Source organism: Aureibacter tunicatorum (assembly GCF_036492635.1).
Classification (GTDB): Bacteria; Bacteroidota; Bacteroidia; order Cytophagales; family Cyclobacteriaceae; genus Aureibacter; species Aureibacter tunicatorum.
This window is the reverse complement of the sequence record NZ_AP025305.1, coordinates 4,672,486-4,688,873: the sequence shown is the minus strand read 5'-3', so window position 1 is coordinate 4,688,873 and position 16,388 is coordinate 4,672,486. Positions and strand designations below refer to the sequence as shown.

The 16,388-nt window shown below is 37.3% G+C and carries 17 protein-coding genes; 12 read left to right on the top strand and 5 right to left on the bottom strand.

Annotation, left to right across the window (positions count from 1 at the left end; translation table 11 throughout):
- Positions 1 to 16: 16 nt before the first annotated feature.
- Positions 17 to 2,566, top strand: a complete 2,550-nt coding sequence (locus AABK36_RS19685) for a DUF5686 and carboxypeptidase regulatory-like domain-containing protein (protein WP_309936884.1) — start codon at positions 17 to 19, stop codon at positions 2,564 to 2,566.
- 67 nt (positions 2,567 to 2,633) lie between these two features.
- Entirely contained in the window at positions 2,634 to 3,335 is a 702-nt protein-coding gene (locus tag AABK36_RS19680) for a DsbA family oxidoreductase (protein ID WP_309936883.1), read from the top strand.
- On the opposite strand, the gene trhA is transcribed toward AABK36_RS19680, so the two are convergent.
- The gene (gene trhA, locus AABK36_RS19675; RefSeq protein ID WP_309936882.1) at positions 3,332 to 3,994 is read right to left on the bottom strand and encodes a PAQR family membrane homeostasis protein TrhA; all 663 of its coding nucleotides are present in this window, start codon (positions 3,992 to 3,994) and stop codon (positions 3,332 to 3,334) included. The two genes, AABK36_RS19680 and trhA, sit on opposite strands and share 4 nt — an antisense overlap.
- 162 nt (positions 3,995 to 4,156) lie before the next feature.
- Here trhA and AABK36_RS19670 point away from each other — a divergent pair, with 162 nt between their 5' ends.
- Positions 4,157 to 4,630: an SRPBCC family protein gene (locus AABK36_RS19670; RefSeq protein WP_309936880.1), complete on the top strand. Its 474-nt coding sequence runs from the start codon at positions 4,157 to 4,159 to the stop codon at positions 4,628 to 4,630.
- Positions 4,631 to 4,672: 42 nt separating this feature from the next.
- Here AABK36_RS19670 and AABK36_RS19665 read toward each other — a convergent pair whose 3' ends face one another.
- Together AABK36_RS19665 and AABK36_RS19660 are read right to left on the bottom strand one after the other, a co-directional pair.
- Complete coding sequence (locus tag AABK36_RS19665) at positions 4,673 to 5,605, bottom strand: hypothetical protein (protein WP_309936878.1); 933 nt, start codon at positions 5,603 to 5,605, stop codon at positions 4,673 to 4,675.
- A 113-nt stretch (positions 5,606 to 5,718) separates the two neighbouring features.
- Entirely contained in the window at positions 5,719 to 6,441 is a 723-nt protein-coding gene (locus tag AABK36_RS19660) for a ComF family protein (RefSeq protein ID WP_309936877.1), read from the bottom strand.
- Between the two features lie 22 nt (positions 6,442 to 6,463).
- Here AABK36_RS19660 and AABK36_RS19655 point away from each other — a divergent pair, with 22 nt between their 5' ends.
- The 9 genes from AABK36_RS19655 (at position 6,464) to AABK36_RS19615 (ending at position 13,774) form a co-directional block, all read left to right on the top strand.
- A complete protein-coding gene (locus tag AABK36_RS19655; protein ID WP_309936876.1) occupies positions 6,464 to 6,808 on the top strand; it encodes a carboxymuconolactone decarboxylase family protein in 345 nt (114 codons plus the stop codon).
- Positions 6,805 to 7,164, top strand: a complete 360-nt coding sequence (locus AABK36_RS19650) for a hypothetical protein (protein ID WP_309937926.1) — start codon at positions 6,805 to 6,807, stop codon at positions 7,162 to 7,164. The genes AABK36_RS19655 and AABK36_RS19650 overlap by 4 nt, the downstream gene beginning before the upstream one ends.
- Positions 7,165 to 7,196: 32 nt before the next feature.
- The gene (locus tag AABK36_RS19645) at positions 7,197 to 7,964 is read left to right on the top strand and encodes an exodeoxyribonuclease III (protein ID WP_309936875.1); all 768 of its coding nucleotides are present in this window, start codon (positions 7,197 to 7,199) and stop codon (positions 7,962 to 7,964) included.
- A 53-nt stretch (positions 7,965 to 8,017) separates the two neighbouring features.
- Positions 8,018 to 8,440 (top strand): SpoIIAA family protein, encoded by a 423-nt coding sequence (locus tag AABK36_RS19640; RefSeq protein WP_309936874.1) that lies wholly within the window; start codon positions 8,018 to 8,020, stop codon positions 8,438 to 8,440.
- 377 nt (positions 8,441 to 8,817) lie between these two features.
- Positions 8,818 to 9,411, top strand: a complete 594-nt coding sequence (locus AABK36_RS19635; protein ID WP_309936873.1) for a class I SAM-dependent methyltransferase — start codon at positions 8,818 to 8,820, stop codon at positions 9,409 to 9,411.
- A 135-nt stretch (positions 9,412 to 9,546) separates the two neighbouring features.
- Entirely contained in the window at positions 9,547 to 10,380 is an 834-nt protein-coding gene (locus tag AABK36_RS19630; RefSeq protein WP_309936872.1) for a serine O-acetyltransferase, read from the top strand.
- Positions 10,381 to 10,502: 122 nt separating this feature from the next.
- Entirely contained in the window at positions 10,503 to 11,252 is a 750-nt protein-coding gene (locus tag AABK36_RS19625) for a porin family protein (protein WP_309936871.1), read from the top strand.
- A 438-nt stretch (positions 11,253 to 11,690) separates the two neighbouring features.
- Positions 11,691 to 13,145, top strand: coding sequence for an RNA polymerase factor sigma-54 (gene rpoN, locus AABK36_RS19620; protein WP_309936870.1), 1,455 nt, complete (start codon positions 11,691 to 11,693; stop codon positions 13,143 to 13,145).
- Positions 13,145 to 13,774, top strand: a complete 630-nt coding sequence (locus AABK36_RS19615) for a hypothetical protein (protein WP_309936869.1) — start codon at positions 13,145 to 13,147, stop codon at positions 13,772 to 13,774. Before rpoN ends, AABK36_RS19615 begins: the two co-directional genes overlap by 1 nt.
- Here AABK36_RS19615 and recQ read toward each other — a convergent pair.
- Together recQ and AABK36_RS19605 are read right to left on the bottom strand one after the other, a co-directional pair.
- Positions 13,745 to 15,877, bottom strand: a complete 2,133-nt coding sequence (gene recQ, locus AABK36_RS19610; protein ID WP_309936868.1) for a DNA helicase RecQ — start codon at positions 15,875 to 15,877, stop codon at positions 13,745 to 13,747. The genes AABK36_RS19615 and recQ overlap by 30 nt on opposite strands.
- Before the next feature lie 61 nt (positions 15,878 to 15,938).
- Positions 15,939 to 16,376: a Fur family transcriptional regulator gene (locus tag AABK36_RS19605; protein ID WP_309936867.1), complete on the bottom strand. Its 438-nt coding sequence runs from the start codon at positions 16,374 to 16,376 to the stop codon at positions 15,939 to 15,941.
- Between the last annotated feature and the right edge of the window lie 12 nt (positions 16,377 to 16,388).

Here is a 16,388-nt window from a genome sequence, read left to right as displayed (position 1 = left end):
TTTAGCTTCTATTACAATGAAAACAAAACTACTTTTTTTTATTTTTTTATGCTTTTCAATTTCCAGTGCCTTAGGACAAGGTTTGAAAGGTAGTATATTGGATGAAGAGGGAAATCCGATACCATTTGTTAGTATTTACACGAGCGATGCAAAGTTTACCACGGCTTCCAATGAGTCGGGAAATTATAGTTTGAGGCTTCCCAAGGGCGAATATGAGATTACTTTTCAGCATTTGAGTTATCAAAATAAGGTGATCAAAGCTCAAATCAATGGGACGGAGTTGCAAAATCAGGACGTGGTCTTGATGAATCAAAGCATCAGTCTTGCGACGGTAAGCGTAACAGGCAAAAGCGAAGACCCTGCATATGCGATTATGCGGAAGACGATTAGTCTCCGATCGTATTATCTTAATCTGGTTGAAAGTTATTCTGCAAAGGCTTATGTCAAAGGGTCTGCTTCCTTGGAGAAAGTGCCGAAGGTTTTCAAATGGATGCTGGATAAAGAAATGAGAAAAAGCCTTGATATATTGCTTAAGGAAAAAATGATTGTGGAGTCTATAGCAGAAGTGGAATATAAGAACCCTAATCAATACAAGAACAAAATCCTTTCGACGAAGAGCAATTTGCCTGATACGGATTTTGATCCATTGCCAATGGTGATGAGCAGTATATATGAAGAGAGATTTGTCGATGTTCTTTCTCCTTTGGCTAGAAGTGCTTTTTCGCATTATCGATTTGAGTATGAAGGCTTCTTTGAAGATCACGGCATTACCATCAATAAGATAAAAGTTATACCTAGACAAAAGGGACTTAAGTTATTTAATGGGCATATATATATCGCTGAAGAACTGTGGAATGTCCATAGCGCTAATTTGCAGTTTGATAGCGAGTTTGGGTTAATCAATATGAAACAAAGCTATGCTCCTGTTTCCGAAAATGTTTGGATGCCGGTGACTTTTGATATTTTGGGACAAATCGAATATCTGGGAGTTGAGCTTGATGTTCAGTATCTGGTTTCTGTAAGCGATTATGAGATCAAGTTGAATAAGTCAATACAAGCCCTCTCAGAAAATAAAGAAAATTCTGTTTCAGAAGCGATTGTATCTGAAAGCTTGAATAATCGCGAGATGAAAAAGCTAGAAAAAGAAGTTAGAAAGTCTACATCCAAGAAAAGGGAGTCATTGGAGATTAAAAAAGAGGATGAAGGTTTTTTAGATGTGGAGGTTGATTCTTTGGCTTATGAGAGGGATTCTATTTATTGGGAAGAGATTAGGCCTATTCCATTGACTTTGAGAGAAGAGCAGAGTTATATCAAACTGGATACTTTGAAATTTATCGAAAGTAATAACGAAGTGGATAGCAGCAAGGCAAGCAAGATTGGTAAAGTATTCGATTCCTTGATTTTTGGAGTTGATTTAGCGGAAAATGATAGCTTGAAGAAAGAATTGAGATATTTGGGCTTGTTGCAAGATCTGGAGTATAATACGGTAGACGGATTGAAAATGAGCACAGGCCTCAAGTTTACTAAGGACTATGAAAATAATGAACTCGAGGTTGTGGGAAAAACAAGGTATGCTTTTTCCAGAAAAGTATGGCTAGGCATTGGAGAGATAAACTACAAGTATGCTCCATTGAGTCGTGGGGAATTTTCAATAAAAGGTGGACGTGATGTGGTTGATTTCAATGAAGAAACAGGTATGAATACTTGGGTTAATGTGTTTGGGACATTGATTTTAAAGGAAAACCTAAAGAAGTTTTATCAGAAAGATTTTTTGAAATTGGATAATACGGTTGATATCGCCAATGGCCTTGTTTTGACAACCACAGCCGAATGGGCATATCGCGAGGCTTTGAGGAATCACTCTGGATGGTATTTTTTCCCTTGGGATAGAGAATTTACTCCTAACGCTCCTGAAAATAAAGAAATTGACAATACTTCATTTGATGATCACGCTGCTTTGATATTTTCAGGAAAATTGGCATTCACACCTCAATACTATTATCGAATAATCGATGGCAAGAAAAGGATGGCTTATTCAAAGTTTCCGACCTTTGAAATATCTTATACCAAGGGAGTCCCGAAAGTTTTAAACAGCCAAGTTAATTTTGATGAACTTAGTTTTAACATTCAACAAACATTTGATTTAGGTGTCGCCAGTAAATTAAGGTATAAAGCTGTCGCTGGAACATTCATAAATAATTCGTCTGTTTTCTTCATGGATTTTATGCATTTTAATAGTGTTCAACTGCCTGTGTATTTTGGAGAAAACTTTGGGAGATATAGACTCTTGAATTACTATGAGTACAGTACTGAGGAAAGCTATTTTCAGCTTTTCGGTACGGTCTATGCAGATAGAATATTACTCAAAAGATTGCCTTGGCTAAATAAAACATTCATTCGAGAGTTATTTTTCGCTAATTATTTATACACACCGGTATTAGGCAATTATGTTGAAATTGGCTACGGAGTAGACAATGTTTTCACTATTGCAAGTTTGGAATTGGCTACAGCGATAGTTAATGATGAGTTTAAGGGAGTAATTTTTAAGGTTGGGTTTAAGTTTTAATACTTTGGTAACATTTTTATAGTTAAATTCGTCCATAAGGATTACGGTTCATCTCACTTAGAAACACATGAAAGATAAAATAAAGATCGATATAGTTTCAGACATCGTATGTCCATGGTGTTATATAGGCTTGAAGAGGCTGGAGAAAGCTGTTTCCGAGTCGAGCGAACGGTATTCTTTTGATATCAATTTTAAGGCCTTTCAATTGAATCCTCACCTTTCAAAAGAAGGGATATCTAGAAACGCGTATCTGGAGACAAAGTTCGGCAGTCAATCCGCGGTTGAAAGTTTGATTAATACTGTGGAGGTTTCCGCTAGGCAAATTGGTTTGGAAATGAATATGGACGCCATAGAAAGGATGCCAAATACCTTTGAGCTTCATCGATTGTTATGGTTGGCTTCTTATGAAAAAAAACAGTATGTTTTCAAAAAGCGTTTGTTCAAGGCATTCTTTACTGAAGGAATAGATTTAACTATCAAGGACAATATACTGGAATTAGCTAATGATGTAGGTTTGTCAAATGCTATTATTGAGGCTTTTTCCCACAAGCATACTGGAAGCAGAGAAATCAAGGAAGAAGAGTTAAGCATCAGGGATATGGGAATTGACGCAGTTCCTTGCTTTATTATCAATGATAAATATATGGTCAAGGGTGCACAATACCCTGAAACATTTATTAAGATATTCGATGAATTGTCGGGAGAAGCAATTAGGGAGACTCATGGCCAGAATTGTTCCGAGGATCAGTGCGATACTACAGCAGGTTAGTCGAATTCCAGAGGTATAATATATCTGTAGATGGCGAAAAAATGGCATACGCTTCCTCCTACTGCGAACATATGCCATATCGCATGGCTATAGGGTATTCTTCTCCATAGATAAAATATAGTACCGAGTGTATATACTAAGCCTCCTATGATGATTAATGCTTTGCCGGGTGTTTCTATGACATGAAATAAGGGCTTGACGGCAAGAATAGCCCCCCATCCCATTATAAGATAGATTAAAGTTGAATAGACTTCATTTCTTTTGGTGTATTTGAATTTGAAAAATATGCCTATGCTTGCTAATAACCATATACCAATCAATGCGTACTTGCCCCAAGGGTAATGATAGGCGGAATAAGCGCCAAGAGGCGTGTACGTTCCTGCGATCATCAAGTAAATAGCGGAATGATCCAGAGTTTGAAATATTTCTTTCCATCTGGGGTTCACTGTCCCATGGTATATGGTTGAAGTTGTATATACGATCATAAAACATATGCCAAAAGTAACCGCGCTCAACTTTCTCCAAAAACCATCTATTTCAGAAGTTTCTATAGACAAAATCACTGTAGCCACTATTCCGCATAAGGCTCCAAAACCATGGGTTATCGTATTTAATTTTTCTTCACTCAGCAATTTTTCGATTTCATTTGATCTATACATATATTCCTTCCCTTATCCTTAGCGGTATTTATATAAGATCAAAAGGTTATAATATGTTGTTATTTTAATAATAAAAAATAGAATATATGCTTTCCTTTATTTTTGTTCATTAATTTTAATGAAACATTAAACATTTTGTTTCGTTCGTATTCTAAAAAAACTATGGCATTTTATCAATTTAGAAAGACCCAGTTGATTGACGCAGATTTGAATAGTGTATGGAATTTTATTTCTAATCCTCAAAATCTTAAGGTTATAACTCCGGATTATATGGGATTTGATATCACATCGAAGAATTTGGGGAATGAAATGTATGCGGGAATGATCATCAGCTACATTGTCAAGCCGGTATTGGGGATACCTACGCAATGGGTGACTGAAATAACTCAAATTAAGGATAAATCGTTTTTTATTGATGAGCAAAGAATTGGTCCGTATGCTATGTGGCATCATCAGCATCATATCGAAGAGCAAGAAGGAGGAGTTCTAATGACAGATTTGATAAGTTATCAGCCTCCATTAGGTGTGCTAGGTGCCGTGGCGAATAGTTTGTTTATACGAAATAAACTTAATGAAATTTTCGATTACAGATTTAAGGCTGTAGAAAAGTACTTTGCTGACAAACAAGCAGGATAGCCTTTGGGTGGCTTTTCCTGCTTTTAATAAAGGTGTGGTGTTTTAAAATAAGAACTTTATAGAAGGTGAAATAACAAAAGCCCTAGTTAATCCATCTGGTCTTGTTTCTCTGACGATAAGAGGAGCGCCGATGTTTAGCCCTAAATCAATGTTGTCAGCCATTCTGTATCTTAAATTCACGTTTGCATTAAGGGTTAAGCCACTAGATCCTTCGATTTTCATGTTATTGCCTTCCATATCCAAATACTCGTCCTCTCCAAGATGAAATATAGGAAGTAACCCTGCATATAGATTCAATTTTCCGATTTCGAATTTTCTTTCGATTCTAATCATCAAGTCTGGCTTGCGATTAAGCATTCTGGAGTCCGGGTACTCCGAGACGTGTTCATTTCCGACCCATGCAGGACTATTCATAAGGAATTCATTGCCGTTTTCACCAGTTAGGTTTTGTTGATATCCTAAAGCGAAAAGCCAAGCTTTGTATTTGGCAGAAATTCCTAATAAAAGATCCGTGGTTCCGAGACTTGTCTGGTATACCATCGGCAGAGGCTTGTTATTTTCTGTCGCATCTGCATTGTTAACACCGATTCGAACTCCTACTGTGGCCATGAGTTTATAATCCGTATTGGATATTAGTTCTCTTGTCAATGATGTAGTGATATCCCCCAGCCCGGATACACTACCAAGGTTTCCGGAAGCAAAGACGAATGGCAACTTGATTTGAGCTATGGTTTTTGGGGATATGGCATAAGTTCCGACTAAGGTAGGTGAAAAAATTGAGACGCCATCATCTCCAATCCCATAAGGTAATTCCAAGCTGATACTACTGTTAAAGCCATCTTCCTCACCTGCACCGCTACTTACGGATGGAGCGGTGCAGATACCAGCATCACTGCAACCTTGTGCGCTGGCGTTGATATTTATGCCGAAAATCAATAAAAGTGCGAAAAGCACTGTGCTTAAACCTGTTTTCATGATATTGTGATTATAGTTTGATAATGATGATATGTGTTGAAAATTTTGATGCTTTTCACATGCTATTTGAGTCGACAAAAATGAGACAAACTTACATTATGAGGATAAAAAAATTAATTTATCGCATATGCGATTACAGCCATGCTTATGTTCGATTTTTTATGCTTATGAATGGCGGAAGCGCATGAGGTAAGCGTTGCGCCGCTGGTTAAAATATCATCCACAATAAGAATTTTGTCAGGAAGATCGTTTGGGTTGTTCACATTGAACTTTTCGCTAGTGTTTTTATACCTTTCCCATCGGGATTTTTTTGTTTGAGTTTCTGTATGTTTGGTTCTGACAAGCAAATCATCTATGACAGGGATGCCTAATGTTTCGGAAATTCCTGCAGAAATTAAACTGCTTTGATTATAGCCTCTGATTTTTAGTTTTTTTGGATGCAGAGGCACAGGCGCTATGGCGTTGTATGCGGAAAGAGTATTTTGTTCGGCGATATGGGCACCAAGCCAGTTTCCTAGTTTTACAGCGATTTTGGGGTGGTTTTCGTATTTTATGGCGTGAATCAAGTTTTGGATTTCGTTGCCTCTTGCAAATTTGTATAAGCTGTAAATGTGATCGATATTGGGAAACTCAATAAATCTGTTTTTTAATTTCGTTTCCTCCAACGTGTTGGCTTCGGATTTAATAAAGCTCATTCGACAGGATGAACAAATCCTATCTTCTTCCCTTAATACATCCTTTTCACATGCCGCGCAGGTTAAGGGAAAGAATAGGTCGAATAAGTCTTGAGTATATCTTAGAATATTAAATCTTAAGCCTGTATTTTTACGTAACATTTTTTTCAACAAATATTCAATTATGTCTAAAATCGAAGAATTCAATGCATATAGAGCTAAAATGAATGAGAAAATTTTAGCTGAAGACAATAAAGTCATCAAAAGGTTATTCAATCTTGATACCAATACATATGCTGAGGGAGCTCTTGATGTGAAAACCAAGGAATTGATGGGAATGGCCTGCAGCATGGTGCTGAGATGCGATGATTGTGTGAAGTATCATTTGGAAAAATGCCATGAGATAGGTATTACTAAAGAACAAATTTTTGAAGCTTTCGCTATTGCGAATATTATCGGTGGAACGATTGTAATACCGCACTTGAGAAGAGCTGTGGAGTATTGGGAAGAGTTGGAAAATAGCAAATAATGAAGAAAGACCTTGATTTGGCGAGAAAGTGGGCTTCTTTGATGTCTCTTCTTACCAAGACTATTGGCAAAAGACCCAAGGATCTAAATGCTGTTTTGTTTTTGATAGGAACTCAAGAGTTAGGGAAAGGTCCAAGGAATTTTGAGAAAGAAGAAAAGCAGGATTTGATGCATATAGGCATTTGCAAAGTCTTGAGTTTATCAGGCTTTTATGAGCTTGAAGGCTTGGATGAGGAAGGTTGGCCCCATTGGAAGCTTGTGAAGAAGTTGCCAAAGTTCGACCTTTTGGAACAAGAGAAGCTGCTTAAAATGCACGTTATAGAGTATTTTGAGAAAGAGATCGGCTTTGAGTTTTGATTTAGTAGTTTCCAAATTATTATTGACGCAATATGAAGATTATATCATATAATGTGAATGGCATCAGAGCCGCCATCAAAAAAGGCTTTGAAGAGTGGTTGAAGGAAGAAAATCCGGATGTTATTTGTTTGCAGGAAACAAAGGCGCACCCTGCGCAAGTAGACGAGCTGATTATACAGTCTATGGGTTATCAAACATATTGGCATTCAGCGCAAAAAAAAGGCTATAGCGGAGTGGCTGTATTCACAAAGCATGAGCCAAAGCATGTTGAGTATGGCTGTGGAATTGAAAAGTATGACAATGAAGGAAGAGTTATCAGAATTGATTTTGATGAGTTTTCAATCATGAACGTTTACATGCCATCTGGATCAAGCGGAGATGAGCGTCAAGCGTTTAAAATGCAATGGTTATCGGATTTTCAACAATATGTTGATGAATTGAAAAAAGAGATTCCAAACCTTATAATCTGTGGTGACTATAATATATGCCACACAGAAATAGACATACATAATCCTAAGCAAAATCAGAAAACGTCAGGCTTTTTGCCCGAGGAAAGAGAATGGGTAACGCAGTTTATTGAAAGCGGGTTTGTTGACAGTTTTAGAATTTTCCATGAGGATGAACCGGATAATTATAGTTGGTGGAGTTACAGAGCTCGTTCTAGAGAAAGAAATAAAGGTTGGAGAATCGATTATTTGATGATTACCGAAAGCATTAAAGACTTGGCGGTTAGCGGTGAAATATTGCCTGAGGCAAAGCATTCGGACCACTGCCCTATCTTGCTGGAGATGAAAAAATAGATTTTGAGTTAAACTATTTTTCTGCATTTGGATTATTATCAATAACTGAATACTTGATTCAACTAATTGACGATATGGTAACAGAGATGCAGACTAATGAAGAATTCGTGCTTGGGTTCGAGTTCACAGGAGAATTTGATATTAAAATTGTGGAAGAGTTTGTCAACTTGGTCAGACCCAAGCTTAATGCGAGCGAAAAAACATTGAATTTATTTTGTAAGATTGATCAGGCGGATTTCAGTCATATTACTTTGAAATCTTTCTTGGACAATCAATGGATTGATATTATTAAGACATTCAATCCCGAAAATGGCAAAAAAATTCATAGAGTTGCTGTGGTTGGTAATTCGGACTTTGAGAAAAAACTTGTGGAGGCAGATGCTTTTTTTGCCAAGCTATGGAATAAGAATATTGACGAAAGGTATTTTAAAATAAACGATATAGATAAGGCTTGGGATTTTGTGCTTGAAGCATAATAATCCAATTATTTGGAAGTACTTGTAAAAAAATGCATTAAAATATACAATATATTTACAAAAGAGGCGTTGTATGTGTGTAGATTGATTATTTCAATTCCCAACATCAGGAAATCATCGGATGTTCAAGTTTAATGAATAATCCAAACTTGCCGAATTTAAATGGCGTATATACTTTACAGGTTTCCAAACAATTTTGCCAAAATCAATATTATTATAAATACAAAGACTTTTAAGACACTAAAATCTGATACGTTTTAGTTTACTAATTTAGGATATTGCTGGATTTCGGCGTATCCTTTTTTTATTTTTAGCAAAGCCTTAAGTTGTCTGGATTGCTTATAAAATCCCTCACCTTTACTACAAATTCATAAAATATGACTTTAGATTATCATCAGATCAATAGATCATTGGGAAATATGGATCTCTATCTTATGGACCAATTACTGAAAGGTAGATTTGAGAAAGAACATAGAATCTTGGATGTAGGGTGCGGAGAGGGTAGAAATCTTTATTACTTTATCCAGCAGGGCTATGAGATATATGGAATTGATCAAGATCGGCAGGCAATCAAATTCCTGAAAATGCTCTCAAAGACACTCAATTCTGATCTTGATGCTGATTGCTTTATTCATGGGGATGCATCGGATATGCCATATCCCCCTAGAGCTTTTGATGTGGTGATTTGCAACGCTGTGTTACATTTTGCGAAGGATTTGGAAAACTTTATGCAAATGATATCAGAACTCGAAAGAGTTGTGAAGTTGGAGGGATCTGTTTTTATTAGAATGGCTTTTGATCTTGATGGCATGCCGGAGTTGAATGAAGAATTCCCCTTTCGGTTGAATCGTACGTTGTTGGAAAAGGTGAAAAAGAAGTTTGATTTTGAGGAAATAGAGCCATTTAAAACTGTTTTGATACCAGAAATGAGAAGCATGGCTACAATTATCCTGAAAAAAATGAAACCTTAAGGTTGGATATCTGTTTCAAAATATCAAAATTGTTTGACAATCGATATTTGTTGTGGAGAGCATAAGAATTGTTTAATCTTATTATCAAGTGTAAACTTGCCTGCGTCCCGCATTCACCCTAAAATCAAATACGCCATGCATCGTTCATTTATTAAAAAACTTTACGAAGAGCATCGCAAAAGCGAGAGAATGCCATATCATACGGATATTTGCATCTTCACAGAGAGAGTATTTCAGTTGCTTTTTCCCCAGAATTCCGAACAAATATTTCATTCAGCGGAAGAGTTGGAAGTGTATTACTATGCTTTGGAAAATCAGTTGTTGAGTATTTTTACAAAAATACAAAAGCAACTGCCTAAGCCTGCGGAGGAATTGACGAAAGCTTTTATGGAAAAGCTGCCAAATATCTATGATAAGCTTAAAAAGGATGCTAAAGCCATATCCATGGGAGATCCTGCGGCACAGGATCTTAACCAAGTGATTAGAACCTATCCCGGCTTTTATGGAATTGCTATCTATAGAATGGCGCATGAAATGTGCTTGCTTGATATTCCCCTGTTGCCTCGTATATTGACGGAATTTTCTCATGAGAAGACAGGCATAGACATTCATCCCGCGGCTACGATAGGCGAATATTTCTTTATTGATCACGGTACTGGTATCGTGATTGGCGGCACCGCGATTATTGGAGATCATGTGAAGATCTATCAAGGTGTAACACTAGGAGCTCTTAGTGTTGAAAAACACATGGCTAGTATGAAAAGGCACCCTACGATTGAGGATGGAGTGGTCATTTATGCCGGAGCGACGATCTTGGGAGGAAATACTGTAGTTGGCAATAATTCAGTGATTGGAGGAAATGTATGGTTGACGGAAAGCGTGGAGCCATATACTAAAGTGTATCATAAAGCGCAGGTAATTAAAAAAGTCAGCAAGGATGAATCTGATGCGATACATTTTTCAATTTGATCGCAATTTATTAGGGAGGTAGCTTGATCGTAGATTTGCCTCTTTAAAATCTTCTTCATTGATAAATATGACTATATTTGTCGATGGAAGTAGATACTATCATATAATTCAAGGGATTGAAGATGAAAATTCATATGCTGGCTTTTCAATGCGTGATGGCGATCGCATTGAGTATTTTTTCAATGGATGTTAATGCTCAAGACGTGCATCTTGTAGGTTTGAGAGCTGGAAGTTCTATTGGAAGCATTTATTATGCTCCAAAGCCAGGAGGATTGCCATTGCCTACAGGCTCGCAAGTTGGGTTTCTAGGTGGAGCGTTTTATAGATATTTTTATCGACCGCATACTGGTTTTCATGTAGAGTTAAGCTATATACAGAAAGGGTTTGGGCAAAACTTAGACAACTTCACTTCAAGCCCGACAAATTTGATTGGAAAAGATGTGGAGATGAGCATTAACTATCTTCAGATTCCAGCGATGAGTTCCTTTTATATTTTCAAAGGCAAGACGAAAGTGATTGTTAATCTGGGAGTGTATGTAGCTTACGCATTGTCTGGAAATTCATTGCGAGGCGAGCTTGACAGCAGCGGCGAAGTAGTCTTCGTTAATAATGATTTGGATTTCTCCTCTATAAATCTAAATCGTTTGGATGCAGGAGTCGTGGGTGGAGCTGCTTTTCAAAGAGCTTTTGATTTTGGCATATTGGAATTGGAGTTTAGATACTCTTTTGGATTAAATAATATTTATAATCAAGATATAGAGACTAATCCATTTAATTCGCAGAATTTGGCATATTCGTTTTCTATAAATTATTTATTCCAATTGAAGAAAGACAAATCCAAATTCAACTATATCGTGAAGAAGAAAGATTGATTTTAATTGATGAAATCAGAGAGAAACCTCGTCAAACTCTTCAAAAAAAATATTTATTTGTTGATTTTCTGACATGAGAATGTTTTGAAAAAAAAGGCATGACTTGCGTGGATATTTTATCAAATCCTGTCCTTTTATTGATTTATAGGCTTTATATTCATTTCCTACTTTCCTTATACTTATTGATTTAGTGTGAAAAAGCATTGTTTTTAGCATAAATCTTGCGGATTCATTACAAGCAAAAATCAAGCTACATTTTTTAAATTCATCCAAAAACGGATATTTTTGTAAACGATTACGTATAAAAAGCCTAACTAAGGAGATTCAATTACGTTCAAAGTTTTACATAAACCTTAGTTTGACCCTTTTTTATGCTAGTATAAAATAGGCTATCGTATATTTTTCAACCATTTTTTATTAATTAAAAAGCTGTCGATTATGCAAAAGTTAGAATTATCCCAAACCCTTGGGCAGAAGCTCTCCCCCCAGCAGATACAATTTATTAAATTATTGCAAGTTCCAACGGCTGAACTTGAATCCAGAGTGGAAGAAGAGTTGGAAGTAAATCCTGCTCTTGAGGAAGGAGCTGATGAAGTTGAAGGACGAGGCGAAGAGGATGTTGTGGATGATTTCGGCAGTGATTCATTGGAAGAAGGGCAAGACATTAATCTTGATGAGTACTTGCATGATGATTATAATGGATACAAAATGTATGGAGATGGTTTTTCCGAAGAGGAAGAGAAGGATGTTCCAATGGCGATGACAGCTACGCTAAACGAACAGCTTCTTGACCAACTTAACTTTGTGAAAATGGATCCGAAAAGCCTTGTGATTGCCAAGCAATTGATAGGCAGCATTGAAAGCGATGGCTATATCAGAAGGGAATTGTCAGCGATAGTTAATGACTTGGCTTTTTCTCAAAATGTAATGACTAGCGAAGAAGAGGCGGAAGCGATTTTGCATAAAATACAGCTTTTTGATCCGGCGGGAATAGCCGCGAGAGACTTGCAGGAGTGCTTGAAGATTCAGTTGGAAAGAAAAGAGCAGGAAGATGAAGATACGATTAAGATAGCTTTGAGAATCATCAACGAATGTTATGAGGATTTTACCAAAAAGCATTATGAGAAGATCGCCAAAAAGCTTGGAATCAAAAGTGTCGAGGACATTAAAGATGCCATGGCGATTATTATCAAGCTTAATCCAAAGCCGGGAAATATCACCAATGAATATATTAAGACGCAATACCTTATCCCTGATTTCTTGCTTTCCAGCACTGGAAGCAAATTAGAGTTGACGCTGAACTCTAAGAATGCGCCAGAGCTTAGAATCAACAAGTCGTATTCTGAAATGATAGAAACTTACGACAAGAGCAAGAAAAAGGATAAAAAACTCAGAGAAACCGTTACTTTTGTAAAGCAGAAATTGGATGCTGCGAAATGGTTTATCGATGCGATTCGCCAGAGGCAACAAACATTGTTGAATACAATGAATGCTATCATAGAACATCAGATAGAGTTTTTTCAAGATGGCGACGAGAGCAAGTTGAAACCAATGATCCTAAAGGATATCGCTGAAAGAATCGACATGGATATTTCGACGATTTCCAGAGTGGCGAATAGCAAATCTATTCAGACAGATTTTGGAATTTATCCTTTAAAGTATTTCTTTTCGGAGGGTATTACTACAGATACTGGAGAGAGTGTCAGCAGCAGAGAGGTTAAGCATACTTTGAAAGGCTTTATAGACCATGAAGACAAAAGAAAACCGCTTTCTGACGATAAACTTGAGAAATTATTGAAAGCCAAAGGCTATAACATAGCTAGACGAACAGTAGCGAAGTACAGGGAACAATTGAATATCCCTGTAGCGAGATTGAGAAAGGAATTAATATAGTGACGAAACTTTTAAGTAAATTATTTTCTTGGGTTTGTCATCCATTGTTGTTGACAACCTATATTTTTTATTTATTATTGACGCATTCCAGTTTGGCGAAAGCACCGGAATATCAATCGAATATTATACCAATAGTCCTCATCATATTTGTGACTACATCGTTATTCCCTGCGCTTTGTATTGCGATTATGAGGGTGTTTAAGATGATTAGGTCTTTTAGTATGCTAAGCCATGTCGAAAGAGTGAAACCCATGGTGTTCATCAGTATATTTTATACGATGACGACGTATATGTTTTGGGAGAAAAAGATCTTTTCATCCGATTTTTTGGTAATTTTTGTTTCTATAAATCTATTAGTAGTACTGCTTACCGCGATTAATTTCTTTTGGAAAATAAGCATATATAGCGCATCGATCACTGCGATGGTTGGCTTGCTAATGGCTATAAATGTTCATTCTACAGAAAGCGGTTCATTATTTTACCCATTTTTGATAAGTATAATCTTGGCGGGAATTGTGATGTCCAGTCGCATGTTCCTTGAAAAACATTCTTCTTTTGAGGTTTATTGCGGAAGTTTGCTGGGATTTACTATTGGCTATTTACCCTTGACTTACCTGCTCGTTTTTTGAGATTAGAGCTTCGCAAAGACGAATTTTATAATACGGGACTTCTCCATTCAGATAATCGTAAAGAGGTTTTTGGCCTTTATCCCAACCTATTTTATCCAATGCGATTGAAACCCTTTCCAAGTCGATGTCATTTACATAGCGTTTTAAGTCGATAGGATAGCCTTTCTTGAAGAGTTCAGCCATATGAGAGTAAATGGTCACTTGATTCAACGTTCTTTTGACTGCGATGTCTTCAGGGCTTAGGCCTTCGGTTAAGAATGAAAATGTGACTTTTTGAGTGCCGATTTTTCGCGATTTTACGTGTGTGGCAACTTCCATGACAAATGATCGAATTTCTTTGAGAAAGACATCTCCATACTGTTGAAGCTTATGCTCTCCTACTCCTGAGATTTTCTTCAGTTCCCTTTCGTATAATGGGTATTCGATGCTCATCTGGAGCAAAGTTGCATCGCTGAATACAATGTATGGAGGTATGTTGCTGCTGTCCGCTATTTGGGTTCTTAATTTTCGCAGTTTTTCCAAAAGCGTTTCGGACAATACATCTCGCTCTATGTCTCTGGAGTTCTTTTTGTCTACTGGCTTGTCAACATGTTTGTATAAGTCGACTTGCATTTCTCCTTTTAAAACTTTCCAACTTAGCGCTGTTAGTTTAAGAAAATGATGTTCGTCATATGCTATGTCCACAAGGCCTAAATTCAACATTTGCTGAATATAATTGACCCAGTCATTATTGCTGATGTCTTTGCCGGCTCCAAAGGTTTTGATCTGATCAAAGCCTCTTTGGAGTATGTATTGGTTTTTTGAACCTCTTAACACATCCACTAATACGCCCAATTGGAGACTTTCCTTTCCTCTGACAATCGCTGAAAGTGCTTTTTGGCTAAGAATAGTTCCATCAAATGAGGTTGGCGGATTTTGGCATACATCGCAGTTTTGGCAATTTTCAGTCAAATGTTCGCCGAAGTAGTTGAGTAGAATTTTTCTTCTGCAAATATTGGCCTCGGAGAACTGCCTTAATCTATCCAGTTTCGCTTCCTGTAGTTCTCTTCTTTCCATTGGCAAGTCGGAGAGCATGGACTTTTGCAGAATAACATCTGAAAGCGTATAAAACAAAAGACATGTTGCAGGCAACCCGTCTCTTCCCGCTCTTCCTATTTCCTGATAATAGCTTTCTATATTTTTGGGCAAATTGTAATGAATAACCCAACGAACATTGGGCTTGTCTATACCCATTCCAAAGGCGATAGTCGCGCATACAACTTGGATTTTGTCTCTGATGAAATCGTCTTGAACACTGCCTCTTTCATCAGCGGAAAGTTTTGCATGATATGCTTTGGCAGAGATGCCTTTGGCTCTGAGTTTTTCTGCCACTTGTTCGGTTGACTTTCTGCTTAAGCAATAAATAATTCCCGCTTGATCAGATCTTAGTTGTATGAATTCGTTGATCTTTTGAATTCGTTTTTGAGCTGGATAAACGTTTAAATTCAGGTTGGCTCTATCAAATGAGGATATGTATACATTTGCCTCTGGAATGCTTAATTGCTTGCAAATATCTTGTCGAGTTAGCTTGTCGGCCGTGGCTGTCAAAGCTATAATAGGCTTGTTAGGATACGCTTTTTTAAGAAATCCAAGCTTTTTGTATTCTGGCCTAAAGTCGTGGCCCCAAAAGGATACGCAGTGCGCTTCATCAATTGCGAAAAAGCTGATCTCAATTTTTTTCAGGAAATCAAAGAATGATGCTGTTAGCAATTTCTCTGGAGAGACGTACAATATTTTTATAGCGGATTGCTCGCAACTTTTTTCGACGCTAAGCATTTCCTCCGATGACATGGTGCTATTGATATAAGCTGAAGGAATACCGTTTCTTTTCAAGCTTTCCACCTGATCTCTCATCAAAGCAATCAGAGGAGACACCACTATGGCAACACCCGTATGCATTAGAGCTGGAATTTGGTAGCAGATAGATTTACCGCCTCCCGTAGGCATAATCGCCAATACGTCATTTCCTGTTAATAATGAATGGATGACTTTCTCTTGCTCAAGTCGAAAATTATCGTATCCAAAGTATTTTTTTAGCAGGCTGAGTGCATTGGTTGTGCTCATGTGGAATAAATTGTTGATCGATAAAAAGGGGTAAAAAGATGCTTGAAATAATCATGCCTGATTAACCTTGCTCTAGCTCTTTTTCTAAATTGCAAAATTTGCAAACTCCAACTATCAAGATGTTCGTCTCTTCTACTTTGAAGCCTTCAGGTAAAGATATTTCAGGAACTTCAACAGAGTCAATGCAAGTTGTTTTGTCGCATATCTTGCATTTGAAGTGGACATGTTCATGGGAGTGTTGCTTTTTCGCCCCATCGCAACTGTCATTGCAAAGAGCGTATTTGGCAACGCCATGATCGTCCAAAACTTTGTGAACGATTCCTATTTCCAAAAATGTGTTTAATGTGCGGTATAGTGTTACACGGTCGAACTCCTTGAGCTGCTCTTCCAAGTCTGAGTGGGCCAAAGCACAATCAGACTCCTCAAGCATGTCAATAATTGCTCTACGGCATTTCGTAACTCTTAGATCATATTTTTTGAAAATTTCGCTTGATTTCATATTTCCCTAGCT

Bases quoted from the DNA above. Each gene is read 5' to 3' on its own strand.
- AABK36_RS19685 (WP_309936884.1), top strand. From the start codon at position 17: ATGAAAACAAAACTACTTTTTTTTATTTTTTTATGCTTTTCAATTTCC.
- AABK36_RS19680 (WP_309936883.1), top strand. From the start codon at position 2,634: ATGAAAGATAAAATAAAGATCGATATAGTTTCAGACATCGTATGTCCA.
- trhA (WP_309936882.1), bottom strand. From the start codon at position 3,994: ATGTATAGATCAAATGAAATCGAAAAATTGCTGAGTGAAGAAAAATTA.
- AABK36_RS19670 (WP_309936880.1), top strand. From the start codon at position 4,157: ATGGCATTTTATCAATTTAGAAAGACCCAGTTGATTGACGCAGATTTG.
- AABK36_RS19665 (WP_309936878.1), bottom strand. From the start codon at position 5,605: ATGAAAACAGGTTTAAGCACAGTGCTTTTCGCACTTTTATTGATTTTC.
- AABK36_RS19660 (WP_309936877.1), bottom strand. From the start codon at position 6,441: ATGTTACGTAAAAATACAGGCTTAAGATTTAATATTCTAAGATATACT.
- AABK36_RS19655 (WP_309936876.1), top strand. From the start codon at position 6,464: ATGTCTAAAATCGAAGAATTCAATGCATATAGAGCTAAAATGAATGAG.
- AABK36_RS19645 (WP_309936875.1), top strand. From the start codon at position 7,197: ATGAAGATTATATCATATAATGTGAATGGCATCAGAGCCGCCATCAAA.
- AABK36_RS19635 (WP_309936873.1), top strand. From the start codon at position 8,818: ATGACTTTAGATTATCATCAGATCAATAGATCATTGGGAAATATGGAT.
- AABK36_RS19630 (WP_309936872.1), top strand. From the start codon at position 9,547: ATGCATCGTTCATTTATTAAAAAACTTTACGAAGAGCATCGCAAAAGC.
- AABK36_RS19625 (WP_309936871.1), top strand. From the start codon at position 10,503: ATGAAAATTCATATGCTGGCTTTTCAATGCGTGATGGCGATCGCATTG.
- rpoN (WP_309936870.1), top strand. From the start codon at position 11,691: ATGCAAAAGTTAGAATTATCCCAAACCCTTGGGCAGAAGCTCTCCCCC.
- recQ (WP_309936868.1), bottom strand. From the start codon at position 15,877: ATGAGCACAACCAATGCACTCAGCCTGCTAAAAAAATACTTTGGATAC.
- AABK36_RS19605 (WP_309936867.1), bottom strand. From the start codon at position 16,376: ATGAAATCAAGCGAAATTTTCAAAAAATATGATCTAAGAGTTACGAAA.